This window comes from Marinobacter sp. R17 (assembly GCF_003789045.1).
GTDB lineage: Bacteria > Pseudomonadota > Gammaproteobacteria > Pseudomonadales > Oleiphilaceae > Marinobacter_A > Marinobacter_A mangrovi.
The window spans coordinates 22,767-38,152 of the sequence record NZ_RHGZ01000018.1; the positions used below are offsets into that span (position 1 = coordinate 22,767).

Sequence of the window (15,386 nt, forward strand, 5' to 3'; positions counted from 1 at the left end):
CTCCCGAGCGAATCCGCTCGTCAATGTCCCTGCGTGGGGACGTCGCCGGTCTATGGTATCGGCCTGCAAGATATCGAACCTGTTCTATGCTTATTGGAGCGTTTTGCGAGGCTTTCCCGCCTTTTCAGGGGCAGTCGGCCGCTCACGGGGTCCGGCCGTATCGCCGCAGTTTCGGACCCGGACAGTGATTCCCTGCACCAACAATTTGACGCCTTACGAGGAGGGTTGGATGTATCAGGACGAAGATCCTATCGAAACCCAGGAATGGATGGAGGCGCTGGATTCCCTGATCGAGAATGAAGGAATCGAGCGTGCCAAGTTTATCCTGGAGCGCCTGTCGGAACGGGCCAGCAAAGACGGCACTCCGCTGCCCTATTCGATCACTACGCCGTTCCGCAACACGATTCCCGTCACCCAGGAAGCGCGCATGCCGGGTGACCTGTTCATGGAACGCCGCATCCGCTCACTGATCCGCTGGAACGCGCTGGCGATGGTCCTGCGGGCCAACAAGCGACCGGGCGAACTGGGCGGCCATATCTCCTCGTTTTCCTCCGCGGCCACGCTCTACGACGTGGGTTTCAACTACTTCTTCAACGCCGGGAACGAGAAGCAGGAATCGGATCTGGTCTACTTCCAGGGACATTCGTCGCCCGGGATCTACGCCCGCTCCTTCCTGGAAGGACGTTTTGACGAAGAACATCTGGACAAGTACCGGGAAGAGGTGGATGGCAACGGGCTGTCGTCCTATCCCCACCCCTGGTTGATGCCGGATTATTGGCAATTCCCGACGGTGTCCATGGGTCTGGGGCCGATCCAGGCGATCTACCAGGCCCACGTGATGAAGTACCTGCACAGTCGCGAGCTGGTCGATATGGGTGATCGCCACGTCTGGTGCTTCGTCGGTGACGGCGAGTGCGACGAACCGGAAACCCTGGGTGCGATCGCCCTGGCCGGACGTGAGAAACTGGATAACCTGATCTTCGTGATCAACTGCAACCTGCAGCGCCTGGATGGCCCGGTACGGGGCAACGGCAAGATCATCCAGGAGATGGAAGGCGTCTTCCGTGGAGCCAACTGGAACGTCCTCAAAGTGGTCTGGGGCCGCATGTGGGACCAGCTATTCGAGCGTGATACCGACGGCATCATGCAGCGGACCATGGACGAGTGTTGCGACGGCGACCTGCAGAACTTCAAGAGCAACGGCGCGGCCTACACCCGCAAGAACTTCTTCGGCCGCTACCCGGAACTGGCCAAAATGGTCGAGGACCTGTCCGACGAGGACATCGGCCAGCTCAACCGCGGCGGCCACGATCCCTACAAGGTGTATGCGGCCTATCACGATGCGGTCCACCACAAGGGCCAGCCCACAGTCATCCTGGCACACACCATCAAGGGCTACGGCTTCGGTGCTGCTGGCGAGGCGCAGAACACGGCTCATTCCCTGAAGAAGCTGGACATCAATGGACTCAAGGCCTTCCGCGATCGCTTCGGCATTCCGCTCAAGGATGAAGAGTTGAAGGACGTGCCGTACTACCGCCCGGCGCCGGACAGTCCCGAGATGGTGTACATGAAGAAGCGCCGGCAGGAGCTGGGTGGCTTCTATCCCAAGCGTCGCAAGGACAGCCAGCCGTTGAAGATCCCGGAGCTGGATATTTTCAGCAACCTGCTGGAAGGCTCCGGCGACCGGGAAATTTCCACCACCATGGCCTTCGTGCGTCTGCTGACGTCGCTGACCAAGGACAAGCGGGTCGGTAAACGGGTGGTACCGATCGTGCCGGACGAGGCGCGGACCTTCGGCATGGAAGGCATGTTCCGGCAACTGGGGATCTACACTTCCGAAGGGCAGAAGTACACGCCCCAGGATCGCGACCAGATCATGTACTACAAGGAGGACAAGCAAGGCCAGATCCTCGAGGAAGGCATCACCGAGGACGGCTCCATGGCGGCCTGGATGGCCTGCGCCACCTCCTACAGCACCAACGATTTCCCGCTGATTCCGTTCTACAGCTTCTATTCCATGTTCGGCTTCCAGCGCGTGGGCGACCTGGCCTGGGCCTCCGGCGACATCCAGGCCCGCGGCTTCCTGATGGGCGGCACCTCCGGGCGCACGACGCTCAATGGCGAGGGGCTTCAGCACCAGGACGGTCACAGCCACATCCTCGCCCAGACCATTCCCACCTGCGTGGCCTACGACCCGGCCTACGCGTACGAGATGGCGGTGGTGGTTCACGATGGCATGAAGCGGATGTACGAGGACAATGAAAATGTCTTCTACTACATCACCATCATGAACGAGAACTACCTGCAGCCGGCCATGCCCAAGGGCATCGAGAACGGCATCGTCAAGGGCATGTACAAGCTGGAATCGGTGGAGACGAAAGGCCGCAAGAAAACGCCCCGGGTCCAGCTGCTGGGGTGCGGCGCGATCCTCAACGAGGTGCGCGAAGCCGCCAAGCTGCTGCGGGACGATTACAGCGTGGCCAGCGACGTCTGGAGCGTCACCAGCTTCAACGAACTGGCTCGCGACGGGCAGCATGTGGATCGCTGGAACAAGCTGCACCCGGACGACAAGGCCAAGCAGTCCTATGTCACCAAGTGCCTGGAGAAACAGAAGGGCCCGGTGGTGGCGTCCACCGACTACATGAAACTCTACGCCGACCAGATCCGCCGTTGGGTGCCGACCCACTATGAGGTGCTCGGCACCGACGGCTTCGGTCGCAGCGATACCCGGGAACGGCTCCGCAGCTTCTTCGAAGTGGACCGTTACCACGTGGTGGTGGCGGCCCTGAGCGCGCTGTCGGTCGACGGAGACATCAAACAGGAGCAGGTTTTGGACGCGATGCGCAAGTACGGGATCGATCGCAATAAACCCAATCCGGTGAAGAGCTAAGGAGACCGCCATGAGTGAACAGGACATCAAGGTGCCCGATCTTGGCGGTGCGGATGAGGTTGAAGTCATCGAGATCACCGTCAGCAAGGGCGACACCGTCGAAGAGGAGGATTCGATCCTGACGGTGGAATCGGACAAGGCGTCGGTGGATCTGCCGGCGCCGGTGGCCGGCAAGATCACCAAGATCAGCGTCAAGGTGGGCGACAAGATCAAGGAAGGCGATGTGGTCGGCACGATTGACGCCGAGGGTGCCGGCGGCGAGTCGTCTGAGGAAGACGATCAGCCGGAAGACAAGGCGGCCGACTCGTCCGATACCTCGTCCCAAAATACATCGTCTGACGAGAAGGCGTCCGCCAGGAAATCCTCTGGAAAATCCGGCGGCGGTTCCCGCAAGGAAACGGTGAAAGTGCCCAATCTCGACGGGACGGAAGACGTGCCGGTCATCGAGATCAATGTGAAGGCTGGGGATGAGGTCGCTGAGGAAGATCCGCTGGTCACCGTGGAATCCGACAAGGCCACCTTCGAAATTCCGTCGCCCTACGCCGGCAAGGTTGGCAAGGTGCTGGTCAAGGAAGGGGACAAGTTGTCCGAAGGCGACGACCTGCTGGAGATGACGATCTCCGACGACGGCGGAGCCGATAGTGACGAAGAGACCGGCAGCGAGGAAGCGCCTGCCGAGGCATCGGATGCACCGGCTGAAAAGGCGGAAGATAAGGCACCGAAATCCGGCAAGAAGGCATCGGGCGGCGGTTCCCGTAAGGAAACGGTCAAAGTGCCGAGCATGGATGGCGCGGAGGACGTCCCGGTCATCGAGGTGAACGTCAGCAAGGGCGACGAGGTCGCCGAGGAAGACCCGCTGGTGACGGTGGAGTCTGACAAGGCCACCTTCGAGATTCCTTCTCCCTACGCCGGCAAGATCGACAAGGTGCTGGTCAGCGAAGGGGACAAGTTGTCCGAAGGTGACGACCTGCTGGAAATGACCGTGTCCGGCGATGACCAGGGCGAAGAGGAGGCCGACGAGGCGCCGGCAGAAGGTCAGAAAGAGGCGACGCGGCAGAGCCCGGAACGTCAGCAACCGGCCCGCAGCGACACGGAATCCGAACCCAAGACCAGCGGCAAGGTGCACGCTGGCCCTGCCGTGCGCAAGCTGGCCCGGGAGTTCGGTGTTGATATGGCCCGGATCAAGGGCAGTGGGCCGAAGGGCCGCATCCTCAAGGATGACGTCCAGGCCTACGTGAAGGGCGAGCTGCAGAAAACCCAGGAAGGCGGCGTGGCCGCACCCGGCGGCGGTGGTGGCATTCCTGGCGTCAAACTGCCGGACTTCAGCCAGTTTGGTGAGATTGAGCGGGAAGCCATGTCACGCATCCAGGTGGCCACCGCCAACAACATGCAGCGCAACTGGCTCAACGTGCCGCACGTGACCCAACACGACGAGGCGGACATCACCGACATGGATGCCTTCCGCAAGAGCCTCAAGGCCGAAGGCGAGAAGCGTGGGGTCAAGATGACGCCGCTGGCGTTCATGCTCAAGGCCTGCGCCCAGGCCCTGACGGAACTGCCCCAGTTCAACGTGTCGCTGGACATGGAGCGCAAGGAGCTGATCCGCAAGCAGTACATCCACATCGGCATCGCGGTGGATACGCCCAACGGGCTGATGGTGCCGGTGATCCGGGATGTGGATAAGAAAGGCCTGTGGGAGCTGGCGGAGGAAGCCTCCGACATGGCCGCCAAGGCCCGGGACAAGAAGCTCAAACCCAACGAAATGCAGGGTGGCTGCTTCTCCATCACCAGCCTGGGCGGCATCGGTGGCATGGCGTTTACCCCCATCGTCAGCACCCCGGAAGTGGCGATCCTAGGTGTCTCGAAAGCCTCGATGAAACCGGTGTGGGACGGTGAGGCCTTCGAGCCGCGGCTGATGATGCCGTTGTCGCTGTCCTACGATCACCGCGCCGTGAATGGGGCGGATGCCGCGCGGTTTACGACGTTGCTGGGGCAGTTGCTGGGGGATGTCCGGCGATTGCTGTTGTAAATGTCGGGTGCGCGGAAAGCAGGCTTCGGCCTGCTTTTTTGTTGCGTGCGGGTTGGGTTTGCTGAGCTCGGGGCAGAAGCCAATGGGCGCCATCGCTTCCGTCGCCTAAGAGGGCCGTCCGTGGCCGCTTATGCGACGAGGACATCCTGTCCTCTGCTCCAGCGATGGCGCCCATTGGCTTCGATTTGAGATTTGTGCAGAACGCGACCTGGTTTGCGCTTGATGCCAGTCACTCGAGCTATGGGCGAAACAAATGGATGTCAGACCTGGAGGAGGGACAAGGATGTCCCGGTTGTATTAGCCGGCCAGGGACGGCCGTCTAATACAACGGAAGGGCTGGCATCCATTTGATTCGCTTCCACCGAATCAAAGCCGATGTGGCGTCGCAGCCGGAAGCAATACAATAAAGAAGATCAATCCAGAAACGCCCGCAACTCCTGCTGCATGTCCTCCTCCAGATAGCAGGTCACGAACTTGCCATCCTTCTCCACACGAATCAGCCCGGCGTTCACCAATTCCTTGATGTGATGGGAAATGGTCGGCGCGCCCACTTTCATGGAATTGATGAAATCCACCAATTTGCAGCCGCTGTCTTTCATCGGGCTGACCCGGGCGGCCTTGATCTGCTGGTAGATGCGCAGGCGGTTGGGGTTGGACAGTGCCTTGAAGGCACGTGCCAGGCGTTCGGAATGGGGCAGTTCTCTGATTGGCATAACGGTCCCGACAGCAGTCTTTAAAGGCCATTCTATTACAGTTTGACAATTATCGAAACGTATAATAATTTGACGATTGTCGAATTATGAAAGGATCACGATCCCATGAAGAACGGCCTCAAGAACAAGCGCGCCGACGACGGCGCCCGGATGAGCGCCAGCGATCTGCTGGGCCAGCCCCTGACGCTGCGCAATGGCAATGTCCTGCCGAATCGCTTCGCCAAGTCCGCCATGAGTGAAACCATGGGGACGCTGGACAACCGCGTCACCCAGGACCTGGCCACGCTCTACGACACCTGGGCCGAAGGCGGCACCGGCCTGCTGATTACGGGGAACGTGATGATCGACCGGCGTCACACCGGCGAGCCGCAGAACGTGGTGCTGGAAGACGAGCGCGATCTGCCGGCCCTCCAGACCTGGGCCGCCGCAGGCCAGAGGCGCGGCAACGCCATCTGGATGCAGTTGAATCATCCGGGCAAGCAGAGCCCCAAGATGCTGAACCGCGACCCGGTCTCTCCCAGCGCGATCCCGTTCCGCAAGGAACTGCAAAGTATGTTCGCCACGCCTCGGGCCCTGACCGGCCCGGAGATTGACGACATCATCAAGCGGTTCGGACGCAGTGCGGCCATTGCCGAGAAGGCCGGTTTCGATGGGGTACAGATCCACGGCGCCCACGGCTATCTGATCAGCCAGTTCCTGTCACCGCACCACAACCAGCGCACGGACGACTGGGGCGGCACGGCCGAGAAGCGCATGCGCTTCGTGGTGGAAGTCTACAAAGCCATTCGGGCCGCCACCTCGGAAACATTCAACGTGGGTATCAAGTTGAACTCGGCAGATTTCCAGCGCGGCGGTTTCACCGAAGAAGAGTCGCTGATGGTGATCGAGACGCTGGCGGATCTGGGCATCGACCTGATCGAAATCTCCGGCGGCAACTACGAAAACCCGGCGATGGCCAAAGGCACCAAGGCCAGTACCCGGGCCCGGGAAGCCTACTTCCTGGAGTTTGCCGAGAAAGTGCGTGAACGGACCGACGTGCCCTTGATGGTAACCGGCGGCTTCCGCACCCGGGACGGCATGGCGGCCGCGATCAAGAGTGGCGCCACCGATCTGGTCGGCCTGGCGCGTCCGCTGGCGGTGGAGCCGGATTTCCCGCGCCTGATCCTGGCCGGTGCCGATTTCACCAGCGCCGTACGCCCCATCAAGACGGGTATCAAAGCCATCGACAACATGGGATTGATGGAAGTGAGTTGGTACACCCGGCAACTGGAGCGTATGGGGCGCGGTAAGTCGCCACGTCAGCACGATCGCGGTTTACTGTCGCTGATGCAGGTAATTTCGGTGATGACGACCCGGGGATTGAGAACGCGTCTTCGGGCCGGGGAGTAAGTGATCGGGCCCGGGTATACCGGGCCCGATACGAATCAGTTGGCGAAGTACATCCAGTCGAAGTAATCGTGCAGGTCGTCCATGACGGCCGCTTCGAACGGGTGGGTCAGTTCAAACAGCAGGCTGGTGTGTTCAGCTTGTTTCATAAGGCATCACCTCCAAACGGTGCAATCCGGTTCCATTCAGTCCTGAGGCCTGACTTCGCGCGCCTCTGTCCTCTACGAAAGCATTGGCTGTGCCATGTGTTGCAACGTCCGCTAAATCAGTCGGTTGGTTTTTGATCGCCCGCCTGTTGCCCTGTTCACTTGCCCCATGTTGAGTCGCATCGTGTGAAGTTGGTGCGTGCACGCCGCTTTACTGTCTAAAGTGGACGTCAGGGTGTTCGACTATTCAGCGCAAACCTGACTTCCATCAATGGGAGCCCGCAGGCGGACTGCTACTGTTCAGGGATAAAGCGCCGTTGGCAGTCTTCCGTTCTGAGTGAGGGGCCGTGAATTACGCGAACGAATTGAAGGCGTTCCCCATGGGGATCGATACCCATCAGGAACTGGTGGTCTACATGCGGGACGACTGTCACCTGTGCCGCTCCGAGGGTTTCGTCGCCAGCAACCGTCTGAACGTGTCCTGTGGCGGTCGATCCATTATTGCGGTGCTGAATGTGGTCTATGGCGGCCATATCCCGCATGGCCATATCGGGCTGTCCAACAGTGCCCTGGAACGCCTTTGGGTGCGGCCGGGGACACCGTTGACGATCAAGCACGCGCCGCCAATTCGATCGCTCGCCGCCGTGCGCAAGAAGGTGTTTGGTCATACCCTCAGCGATCACGACATCACCGCCATCATCGACGACGTCACCCGCCACCGCTACAGCGATATCGAAATTGCCGCCTTTCTCAGTGTCTGTGCCTGCGGCCGGTTGTCGCTGGCGGAAATTACCGACCTGACCCGGGCCATGGTGGCCAGTGGCGAACGACTGGCCTGGGGCGACGACCGCGCGATTTACGACAAACACTGCATCGGCGGCCTGCCGGGCAACCGCACCACGCCATTGGTGGTGGCGATCTGCAGCGCCGGTGGGCTGGTCATGCCCAAAACCTCTTCCCGGGCCATCACATCGCCGGCCGGCACGGCGGATACCATGGACGCGCTCACCCATGTGGATCTCGGTGTAGCGGACATTCGCCGTGTCGTGGAGGAGGCCGGCGCCTGCCTGGCCTGGGGCGGTTCGATGAACCTGAGCCCCGCCGACGATCTGCTGATCCGGATCGAACGGGCCCTGGAACTCGACGGCGAAGGGCAACTGATCGCCTCGGTGCTGTCCAAGAAGATTGCAGCCGGTTCCACCCATGTACTCATCGATATCCCGGTTGGCCCCACCGCCAAAGTCCGCAGCCAGCCGGAAGCGGAGCGGCTGGAATCCCTGCTGGTGGAAGTGGGCGCGGCCTGTGGCCTGTCGGTACGCTGTGTTGTGACCGATGGTCGGGGACCGGTGGGGCGGGGTATTGGCCCGGTGGAAGAAGCCCGGGATGTGCTGGCGGTATTACAACAAACACCTGAGGCGCCGGCCGACCTGCGCGATCGGGCACTTGAGTTGGCCTCTCACCTGTTCGATATGGCCAGTGGTCAGGGACTGGCGGCCGGTCGAGAACAGGCCCGTGCGCTGCTTGAGGATGGCCATGCCTGGGCCCAGTTCAGGCGGATCGTGACCGCCCAGGGCGGGCTCAAGACGTTGCCTCAGGCCGTTTACACGCATGAGGAGAAGGCCGCCCGCCGCGGTGTGCTTAACGCCATCGACAACCGCCGGCTGGCCAAGCTGGCTAAACTGGCCGGTGCGCCCGCCAGCAAAGCGGCCGGACTGCGACTCAGCGTGGCGCTGGGCGACCGCGTTGAAGCGGGGCAGCCCCTGTTCCAGCTGTTCAGCGAAAGCGCCGGAGAGCGGGATTATGCCCTGGACTACTACGCCTCCGAACAACCCATCTTCAGCCTGGTGAACCAACCATGACGCCCGATGCCGAGACTACGCCGCTGCTGTTTGCGTTCCAGGAGCTACCGCTGCAAAAACCCCTCTGTGATCGATTGAGGGCCCAGGTCGGACAACTGGAGTCGCGGCATTTTCCAGACGGTGAGAGCTATGTGCGCGTCCACTCGGATGTAACCGGGCGGCACTGCATCCTGTTGGCCGACCTGTCGCGTCCGGACGATCGCTACTTGTCGCTGATCTTCCTGGCGGACACCCTGCGGGATCTCGGAGCGGCCTCGGTGGGACTGGTGGCCCCCTATCTTTGCTATATGCGCCAGGATGCCCGCTTCCAATCCGGTGAAGCGATCACCTCGAAAATTTTTGCCCGGAGCCTGTCTGCCCACATCGACTGGCTGGTCACCGTGGAGCCGCACCTGCATCGCTTCCGCAGTCTGGATCAGCTGTACAGCGTACCCAGCCGCGTGGTGCAGGCGGCGCCGGCGTTGGTCGAGTGGCTGGGTCAGCGTCGGCATCTGTTGTTGGTGGGGCCGGATGCGGAGAGTGAGCACTGGGTGGCCGAGATCGCCCGTCGCAGCGGCCACCCTTATGTGATTGGCCATAAGGAGCGTCTGGGCGATCGTCATGTGCGGGTCACGCTGCCGCCGGTGGAGCAGTACGACGACCGTGTGGCGGTCATCATCGATGACGTCATATCCAGCGGCCATACCATTCTCAAGTGCCTGCAGGCCCTGGAAGCCGGCGGCATCGAACAGGTGGAGTGCGCGGCGGTGCACGGCATCTTTGCGGACGAGTCGGACGCCCAACTGGTGGGCGCCGGCCTGGCCGGACTGGTGACGACCAACACGGTGCCGCATGCCACCAACGTGATCGATGTCAGTCCATTGCTCGCGCCGGCGATACAGGCGTGTCTGAGATCTGCACAGGAGACCTGACAATGCGGATTACCTTTCTCGGCGGTGCGGAAACGGTCACCGGCTCGAAATTCCTGATGGAGACCGAACGCACCCGGGTGCTGGTCGATTGCGGATTGTTCCAGGGTTACAAGTGGCTGCGCCGACGCAACCGGGAGCCGCTGCCCATGGACATCGACAAACTGGATGCGATCGTCCTGACCCACGCGCACCTGGACCACTCCGGTTACATTCCGGTGCTTTACAAAGCGGGCTACCGCGGGCCCGTATTTACCCACCACGCGTCCCGGGAGCTCTGCGCCATCCTGCTGGCGGACAGCGGCCACCTGCAGGAAGAGGAGGCGGACTACCTGGGCCGGCACAAACTCAGCCGCCACGAAAAACCCGAGCCCCTGTACGACCGGGCCACCGCCGAAGCCAGCATGGCGTTGTTCCAGTCGGTGGGATACCACGAGACCTTCGCAGTGGGTGATTTCCAGTTTCACCTCCAGTCGGCAGGTCACATCCTCGGATCGGCCAGCGTGATCATCGAGGTCGAAGGCAAACGTATCGGCGTTTCCGGCGATGTGGGCCGGCCTCACGACCTGTTCATGAACCCCCCACCACCGTTGCCGGAACTGGACCTGCTGTTGCTCGAGTCCACCTACGGCAATCGCCGTCATCCGGATGACGACCCCTACAGCGAACTGGCCCGGATTGTTAATGAAACCATCAGCGGTGGCGGCAACGTTCTGATTCCTTCCTTTGCGGTGGGGCGCGCCCAGGTGCTGCAGTACATGCTGGCTCGCCTGATCCGCGAACAGCGCATTCCGGAAATTCCCATCTACCTGGACAGTCCGATGGCGATCGACGTGTCCGGCATTTACTGGAACTACCCCGAGCAGCACCGGCTGAGTGAGAAGGAATGCCATGAGATGGCCAGCGCCGCCATCTACACCCGCTCCGTGGACGAGTCCAAAGCGCTGACCAACCAGGCGTTCCCGCACGTGGTGATTGCGGGCAGCGGCATGGCGACCGGCGGACGCATTTTGCACCACTTCAAGGAGCGTCTGGGCGATCCACGCACGACCGTGTTGTTCGCCGGCTATCAGGCCGGCGGAACACGGGGCGCGAAGATGATGGCCGGGGCCGAAGCCGTGAAAATCCACGGCAGTTGGATTCCCATCAAGGCGCGTATCGAGATGCTGGACGGCCTGTCGGCCCATGCGGATTACGTCGAGCTGGAGCAGTGGTTGAAGGCGAGTGATCTACGTCCCGGAACGGCAATTCAACTCGTTCACGGCGAGCCGGAATCGTCGGAAACCCTGCGCGATTATCTCCGGCAGCGGACAAAGTTCGAGGTGGATATCGCGGGCTATCACACCATCCTGCGGGTCTGACCGTCAGACATAAAAAAGCCCCGGTGGACCGGGGCTTTTCGGGGTTGGCTGTGGATCAGAAGTTGTACTGACCGGCGAACATGATGCGGCTGGCATCACCGTCGTCGCCATTTTGCTTGTCGACCATGAAGTAGGCGTATTCAACACCCATGGTGACGTTCTTCACCGGACTCCACATGTAGTTGACCATGGCGTTGCTGTTGGTTTCGTGTTCTTCGCCAACAACGGCAGTGCCGAGGTCATCCTCTGCGTCATCCCAGTCGTTAGTGACCCAGCCATAACCAGCATTGACTGAGCCCGGGCCAACATCGACACCGATGCCAAGCGTTGCGCCGTAACCGCTGATGGTTTCCAGATCACCATTGCCTTTAACGTATGCGTCGGCTGCACCGAAGTTATCGCCGGAACGATACAGGTAGGCGTTAGCACCATCGCTGTAGGCAATAGCACCTTGGAGGCTGACGGTATCGGTGACGGCAAACTTGGCTGCACCGAAAACCGCATAACCGATGGCCTGATCATCCGCTACGCCGACATCGTATTCGACTTGGTGCAGTAGAGCAGCGGCAGAGAGCGACAGTGGGCCAGACGAGTTTTCAAAGCGGGCTGTCAAAGTTGGCAAGCTATTCTTGGTAGCAATCTCATCATCATCAACCGCTGGGTCAGGGTCGAGAATGCTTGTATTGTTATCTTCCAAAGAAACAGACAATGGGCCAGTGGTATAGCGAGCCTGTGTTACCCGGCCCTGAAGACCGGCGTTACCAGCCAGGGCGTCGAAGTCCAAGACAGAAGTATTGCCTACAAAGCTATTAAAGTTGGACCAAGTTTGCCCCAGAAGGACACCGTTGTATTCCCCGTACGCATGGCGTAGGCGCAGGTCGCCGCCGCCGTTACCACGGAAGTCGCCTTCGACAACAACCTTCACACCTTGCTCGGAGGTGACTTTGACACCCAGGCGGGATTGGACCGCATCCGCATCGAAATGACCCGTGATTTCGTCATCTTCGGCAGCACCGGTGTTCACCTTGTCGAAGGAACCGGCCTGGGTGGATATCCCGATATCCTCATCGATGTCGTAAACAGCGTTCATGCGGGCGTAACCGTACAGCTCGGCATCGATTGACCCTGGATTGAGTTCGATAGCGCTGGCCTGGGAGGCGAGCCCCAGTACCATCGCCGCCGTTGTTGCCTGAACTGCGATTGTTATTTTGTTGCGGTTCATTGAAGTGTTCTCCATGCGTTATTGTTGTGTTGCGTCTTCTTCAAAGTAGTTACGGTTTGGTGACAATTCAAACAGGTTGGTCATTATTTATACCAAGGTCTAATTCCCGGGAAACTCCTTTTTAATCGCGGTCCAGTGAGGCTTTGTTCACGTAAAGGATAAACATGTCTGAGACCGTCGCCTTCCTCGATTCCGCCACCTTCGCCTTTCTCGATCTGGAGACCACCGGCGGTAACGCCATGCACGACCGGATCACCGAGATTGGCATCCGCTTCTGGCGCAACGGCGAGGTGGTGGATGAATGGCAGACCCTGCTGAATCCGGAAACGCGAATTTCCTCTTTTATTGAACGGCTTACGGGCATCAATAATGACATGGTGGCCGACGCCCCGCGCTTCGCGGAGATCGCCGATACCCTGCGGGAAAAACTGAAAGACACGGTGTTTGTGGCGCACAACGCCCGCTTCGATTACGGCTTTATCAAGGCCGAATTCCGTCGACTCGGGCAGGCGTTCTCGTCTCGCGTCCTTTGTACGGTCAAGCTGTCCCGCCGGCTGTATCCGGAATTCCGGCGCCACAACATGGATGCCCTTATTGCCCGGCATGGGTTGCCCGATGTGCAGCGTCACCGGGCCATGGGCGATGTGACCGCAATGCAGGCGTTTTTCGAAGCCTCGTTGCAGGACAAGGGCGCGGAGCAGGTGGAAGCCGCTGTCAGGCACCTGCTGCGCCGTCCCAGCGTGCCGTCGCATTTGCCGCCGGATATCCTGGAAACCCTGCCCCAGGCGCCGGGCGTCTACCGCTTCTACGGCGAAAACGACGTGCTGCTGTATGTGGGCAAAAGCACCAATATCCTGCAGCGTGTGGCCTCGCATTTTTCCGGCGACCACAATTCCCACCGGGGCGTGCGCATGTCCCAGAGTCTGCGTCGGGTGGACTGGACGGAAACCGCCGGCGAACTCGGGGCGCTGTTGCTGGAATTGCACCAGATCAAGACCCTCAACCCGCTCTACAACCGGCGCTCCCGGGCCGCCAAGACACTGGTCAGCATCGAACTGACTCACAATGATGCTGGCTATCTGCAGGCCCGGCTGGCGCGTGAAATCGAGCCGCACCGACTGGGGGATTACTTCGGACTGTTCCGCAGCATCCGGGACGCCGAACGGGCCCTGAAAGGCATCGCCGCCAAGAACGACCTCTGCAACAAATTGCTGGGGCTGGAGCCGGAAGGTGAGGGGCCCTGTTTCCAGCGCACGCTGGGCCGTTGCAAGGGGGCATGCGAAGACGATGAGGACGTCACCCGCTACAACCTGCGCATGCAGATCGGCTTCCACAACCTGCGTTTGACCACCTGGCCCTGGCAGGGTCCGGTCGGTGTGGTCGAACACAACCGGGAGCGGGATCGCACCGATATCCTTGTCATCTACAACTGGATGCACATCGCCACGCTGCACGATGAAAGCGATCTCCAGGATCTCTCCCTGGGCGGTCAGAGTGTCACCTTCGACCTGGATTCCTATAAACTGGTGGTGAAAGCCCTGATGGGGCGGGACGGTCGATCCCGTCGCATTGTCGAGCTGCCTGCAGTGAGCACGCCGGATATCCTGATACCGGACGGCTGACTGTCCGAATAAACCTGTCTGCCGGGAGAGAACTGCTTGTCGCTGCGTGTTGGATTGTTGTTGCTGCCGGGTGCCTCCGCACTGACCTACGCGGCCGCGGTCGAACCGATGCAGGCGGCCAACCGTCTGCTGGGCGAGACGTGTTTCTCCATCGAGCATTTGGGCCTGGGCGCCGCTTTCGGTTCCGGCCTGCCGATTCCCCAGACCCCCCTTGATCGTTGCGATCCACCTCTGGACTGGCTGCTGCTGGTGGGCGGGCATGCGCCGCCGCGCGAATTGCCCGACGATTTCGTCGAGCAACTGAATCATCACGCCGACGGCGTCTCGATGATGGGCGGCCTTGCCAGCGGCGGTCTTTTACTGGCGGAAGCGGGTTTGCTGGATGGCTATCGTGCGGCGCTGCATGGTTTGCCCACATCACAGCTGCGCGAGCGTTTTCCGGCCATTCGCCAGACCGAAGACGTGTTCTGCGTCGATCGCAATCGCCTGACCTGTCGCGGCGCTACGGCAGCACAGGATTTGATGATCTGGACCATCGGTCGCGAATTGGGCCGTGATGTGGCCGAGGCGCTGGCCCAGTGGTTTGTCCGCGAACGGGTCGGGGAGCCGGAGCTTGGTGGTGGCGCCGAACTCGATCAGGCCACCCGCGCCGAACAGCCGGCCCTGGCCGAGGCCGTCGACCTGATGTTCGCCAACATCGAGGAACCGCTGTCCGGTGACGACATCGCCGGTCACGTGAACCTGTCCCGGCGCCAGTTGGAGCGGTTGTTCCGCAAGTATCTCGACACCGTCCCGTCCCGCTATTACCTCAAGATCCGGCTGGATCGTGCCCGTGAACTCGTCCGTAACAGTGCATTGAGCCTGACGGATATTGCGTTGTCCTGCGGCTTTTCCTCAGGGGCGCATTTCAGCACCACCTACCGTAATGCCTTCGGATTAACGCCGTCAGAAGATCGCGAGGTCTGAGTCCGGGCTTCATTCAACAGCGAATTCTCCGAGTCCAGTAGGTTGGGCTGACGCAGGAAGCCCAACAATAAGCGAAGCGGGCACCGGACGTTCCCGTTACCGTGGGACAGGCTTGGAGCATGGGTTCTCAAAAACCGGTTTGGTGACCCTTGGATAGGATTGGCCGCAAGCCCGGCTTGTTGGGCTTTCTGCGTCAGCCCAACCTACCAGAGACTCTGATCTCTGACGTTAACTCCAAAGCTTGTTGGCTTCGGTTAGACCGTGTTGCAAGTCGCCGGGGCCCT

The 15,386-nt window shown here is 60.8% G+C and carries 10 protein-coding genes; 8 read left to right on the plus strand and 2 right to left on the minus strand.

Going from position 1 to position 15,386, the window contains the following annotated elements:
* The first annotated feature begins 229 nt into the window (after positions 1–229).
* Entirely contained in the window at positions 230–2,890 is a 2,661-nt protein-coding gene (gene aceE / locus EB809_RS13445) for a pyruvate dehydrogenase (acetyl-transferring), homodimeric type (protein WP_123635343.1), read from the plus strand.
* A gap of 10 nt (positions 2,891–2,900) precedes the next feature.
* Positions 2,901–4,919: a dihydrolipoyllysine-residue acetyltransferase gene (gene aceF, locus EB809_RS13450; protein ID WP_123635344.1), complete on the plus strand. Its 2,019-nt coding sequence runs from the start codon at positions 2,901–2,903 to the stop codon at positions 4,917–4,919.
* A gap of 413 nt (positions 4,920–5,332) precedes the next feature.
* Here aceF and EB809_RS13455 read toward each other — a convergent pair whose 3' ends face one another.
* Positions 5,333–5,632, minus strand: coding sequence for an ArsR/SmtB family transcription factor (locus EB809_RS13455; RefSeq protein ID WP_123635345.1), 300 nt, complete (start codon positions 5,630–5,632; stop codon positions 5,333–5,335).
* Between the two features lie 105 nt (positions 5,633–5,737).
* On the opposite strand from EB809_RS13455, the gene EB809_RS13460 reads away from it, so the two are divergent.
* From EB809_RS13460 to EB809_RS13475, 4 genes are all read left to right on the plus strand, one after another.
* The gene (locus EB809_RS13460; RefSeq protein WP_223807961.1) at positions 5,738–7,021 is read left to right on the plus strand and encodes an NADH:flavin oxidoreductase/NADH oxidase family protein; all 1,284 of its coding nucleotides are present in this window, start codon (positions 5,738–5,740) and stop codon (positions 7,019–7,021) included.
* Between the two features lie 490 nt (positions 7,022–7,511).
* Positions 7,512–9,023 carry a thymidine phosphorylase family protein gene (locus EB809_RS13465; protein ID WP_223807962.1) on the plus strand — a complete coding sequence of 504 codons (1,512 nt, stop codon included), beginning with the start codon at positions 7,512–7,514 and terminating at the stop codon, positions 9,021–9,023.
* Positions 9,020–9,934 (plus strand): ribose-phosphate diphosphokinase, encoded by a 915-nt coding sequence (locus EB809_RS13470; RefSeq protein ID WP_123635346.1) that lies wholly within the window; start codon positions 9,020–9,022, stop codon positions 9,932–9,934. Before EB809_RS13465 ends, EB809_RS13470 begins: the two co-directional genes overlap by 4 nt.
* 2 nt (positions 9,935–9,936) lie before the next feature.
* Complete coding sequence (locus EB809_RS13475) at positions 9,937–11,292, plus strand: MBL fold metallo-hydrolase RNA specificity domain-containing protein (protein WP_123635347.1); 1,356 nt, start codon at positions 9,937–9,939, stop codon at positions 11,290–11,292.
* A 55-nt stretch (positions 11,293–11,347) separates the two neighbouring features.
* On the opposite strand, the gene EB809_RS13480 is transcribed toward EB809_RS13475, so the two are convergent.
* Positions 11,348–12,514: a DcaP family trimeric outer membrane transporter gene (locus tag EB809_RS13480; protein ID WP_123635348.1), complete on the minus strand. Its 1,167-nt coding sequence runs from the start codon at positions 12,512–12,514 to the stop codon at positions 11,348–11,350.
* Positions 12,515–12,678: 164 nt separating this feature from the next.
* Between EB809_RS13480 and EB809_RS13485 the strand changes: the two genes are divergently transcribed.
* Complete coding sequence (locus EB809_RS13485; protein ID WP_123635349.1) at positions 12,679–14,136, plus strand: exonuclease domain-containing protein; 1,458 nt, start codon at positions 12,679–12,681, stop codon at positions 14,134–14,136.
* 36 nt (positions 14,137–14,172) lie between these two features.
* Complete coding sequence (locus tag EB809_RS13490) at positions 14,173–15,102, plus strand: GlxA family transcriptional regulator (protein WP_123635350.1); 930 nt, start codon at positions 14,173–14,175, stop codon at positions 15,100–15,102.
* Positions 15,103–15,386: the final 284 nt, after the last annotated feature.